Source organism: Legionella sp. km535 (genome assembly GCF_003990085.1).
Lineage (GTDB): Bacteria > Pseudomonadota > Gammaproteobacteria > Legionellales > Legionellaceae > Legionella > Legionella moravica.
Genome location: NZ_RZGU01000057.1, coordinates 1 through 1055, shown reverse-complemented (window position 1 = coordinate 1055; position 1055 = coordinate 1). Strand labels below are relative to the sequence as shown.

Sequence of the window (1055 nt, the reverse complement as noted above, 5' to 3'; positions counted from 1 at the left end):
ATAACAGTATGTGTTCTCTGGTTTGTGGCATAGGACCATCTGCTGCAGATACAACCAGGATTGCTCCATCCATCTGGGCAGCTCCGGTGATCATGTTCTTAACGTAGTCAGCATGTCCTGGGCAGTCAACGTGCGCGTAGTGACGGTTAGCTGATTCGTATTCTACGTGTGCAGTAGAAATAGTAATACCACGCTCTCTTTCTTCTGGCGCAGCATCAATCTGATCGTACGCTTTTGCAGTACCGCCATACTTTTTCGCCATGATTGTTGTAATCGCAGCTGTCAAGGTTGTTTTACCATGATCCACGTGGCCAATAGTCCCCACATTTACGTGCGGCTTTTTACGTTCAAATTTTTCCTTCGCCATCGGAAAGTCTCCCCGTTTGCTAATTGATATTTACATGGTGCCCACAACTGGACTCGAACCAACGACCTCTTCCTTACCAAGGAAGTGCTCTACCGCCTGAGCTATGTGGGCTTAATATATCGGCTTGCCAAATAATCACCACAAGCAAATATTCTACTACATTTATGGAGCGGGTGATGGGAATCGAACCCACGCTATCAGCTTGGAAGGCTGAAGTTCTACCATTGAACTACACCCGCTTTCTATCTTTTCAACTTTAACTGGTGGAGGGGGAAGGATTCGAACCTTCGAAGGCAGAGCCGTCAGATTTACAGTCTGATCCCTTTGACCGCTCGGGAACCCCTCCAAAAAGAACGCTATTGTCTTTTAAGATGAAGAGAATGTCAACATTTTAGTTGACATTCTCTTCTACTTAGATGGTGCTGGCACCAGGAATCGAACCCGGGACCTACTGATTACAAGTCAGTTGCTCTACCAACTGAGCTACGCCAGCCTGTACGCTTTTACATTATTTGTAAAAATTTCAGTGACTTTTTTATATATAACTAATTATATTTAGGTCACTTAAATAAAACCCTGGCGATGACCTACTTTCGCATGAGGAAACCTCACACTATCATCGGCGCATGTTCGTTTCACTTCTGAGTTCGAGATGGGATCAGGTGGTTCCAAACCGCTATTGTCGCCA

1 protein-coding gene, 4 tRNA genes and 1 rRNA gene are annotated in these 1055 nt (G+C 45.2%); all 6 read right to left on the bottom strand.

Annotated elements, in window-relative coordinates; genetic code table 11:
• On the bottom strand, window positions 1-367 hold a 367-nt coding region (locus tag ELY21_RS15505), incomplete at its 3' end, for a GTP-binding protein (protein WP_199741731.1).
• A gap of 35 nt (window positions 368-402) precedes the next feature.
• Window positions 403-478: transfer RNA gene (locus ELY21_RS15500), tRNA-Thr, on the bottom strand.
• 54 nt (window positions 479-532) lie between these two features.
• Window positions 533-606, bottom strand: a tRNA-Gly gene (locus ELY21_RS15495).
• A 22-nt stretch (window positions 607-628) separates the two neighbouring features.
• Window positions 629-713, bottom strand: a tRNA-Tyr gene (locus ELY21_RS15490).
• A 71-nt stretch (window positions 714-784) separates the two neighbouring features.
• Window positions 785-860 (bottom strand) — tRNA-Thr (locus ELY21_RS15485).
• Between the two features lie 81 nt (window positions 861-941).
• Window positions 942-1055 (bottom strand): 5S ribosomal RNA (rrf, locus tag ELY21_RS15480); the annotation flags it as partial.